Annotated in this window: 2 protein-coding genes; both read left to right on the top strand. The window is 36.7% G+C overall.

Annotation, left to right across the window (positions count from 1 at the left end):
- On the top strand, positions 1-617 hold a 617-nt coding region (locus AB3M96_RS23620), incomplete at its 5' end, for a helix-turn-helix domain-containing protein (protein WP_412970059.1).
- Positions 506-1,444 (top strand): IS3 family transposase, encoded by a 939-nt coding sequence (locus AB3M96_RS23615; protein ID WP_412970060.1) that lies wholly within the window; start codon positions 506-508, stop codon positions 1,442-1,444. The genes AB3M96_RS23620 and AB3M96_RS23615, both read left to right, overlap by 112 nt.
- The last annotated feature ends 18 nt before the right edge of the window (positions 1,445-1,462 follow it).

The following is a 1,462-nucleotide window of genomic DNA, read 5'->3' as shown; positions in this document are numbered from 1 at the left end:
TGTACTGCACCCCAAAAGTTAGAGAGAAATCTTACTTTTGGGGTGTGTTTTTTATGGCTAAATATAGTGAGCAATTTAAGTTAATGTTAGTCAAGGAGTATCTAGAGGGGAAATTGGGATATATCCTTTTAGCTAAAAAATATGGTATGAAGGACAGTACACCCATTTTGAGATGGGTAAAAGTATACGAGAAATTCGGTGTGGAAGGTTTAAAGAGAAAGAGACATAAAGAAATATATCCTGTTCAATTCAAGCTGGATGTATTAAGCTTTATGAAAAGAACAGGTGCTTCAGAAACGGAAACAGCCCTTAAATTTGGGCTAACAAACGCTCCCACGATAGCCTCATGGAAGAAGGGTTTTCTTGAAGGTGGTGTTGAAGCCCTGGATAGACCGAAAGGACGTCCATCCATGTCTGATAAAGCTAAGAACAGAAACAGTAAACATACCCAAGAAAACGAAATGACTTACGAACAAAAATTGGAACGAGAAAATGAGCTTCTAAGATTAGAGGTAGAGTACTTAAAAAAGTTACGAGCTTTTCAGATGGATCCGGAAAGCTATCTAGAAAAGCACAAGCAGCGCTATCATTCGAACTCAAAGAAACCTTCAAATTAAAAGATGTTTTACAAATTATCGGCATTCCAGAATCCTCCTACCATTATCATATAAAAGTGATGAATAAGGAGAATCTTGACCAGGAGCTAGAGGAACTAATTCAGTCTATTTTCGAGGAACATAACGGGAATTATGGTTATCGGCGTATTCAATTAGAATTAGAAAACCGTGGGTATGAAGTGAATCATAAGAAAGTGCAACGCATCATGAATAAGCTTGGGCTCAAGGGAGATAAATTCAGATTAAAATCACGCAAGTACAGTTCTTACAAGGGTTCAACTGGAACTGTATCCAAGAACCGTATCAATCGTCGTTTTCAAACAAATGTGTGGCACCAAAAACTAACTACAGATATTACAGAATTCAAGTGTTCAGACGGTTTAAAACTGTATTTTAATCCAATTATGGATATGTTCAATGGTGAAATTCTTTCTTTTGGAATAGGTATGCGTCCAACCTTAGAATTAGCCCTCACTCCCCTCGAGGAAGCACTTGGAATTGTAAAAGATTCAAAGTTTAGAACGACTGTGCATTCTGATCAAGGGTGGCATTATCAACATAATAAATGGGTGAAAACCCTTAAGGAACACAAGGTGTTCCAGAGTATGTCTCGTAAAGGAAACTGTTTAGATAATTCGCCAATGGAGAACTTTTTCGGATTACTAAAACAAGAAATGTACTATGGGGAAGCACTATGCTCATATGAGGAATTAAAAAAGAGAATTGAAGAATATATCAGTTATTATAATAACAAACGTATAAAGCAAAAATTGGCAGGCATGAGCCCAGTTCAATACCGGGTCCATACTAGCCAATTAGCTGCTTAATATAAAACTCTAACTTTT

Source organism: Ferdinandcohnia jepli (assembly GCF_047246645.1).
Classification (GTDB): Bacteria; Bacillota; Bacilli; order Bacillales; family Bacillaceae_L; genus Ferdinandcohnia.
This window is presented reverse-complemented; position numbering and strand designations above follow the sequence as displayed.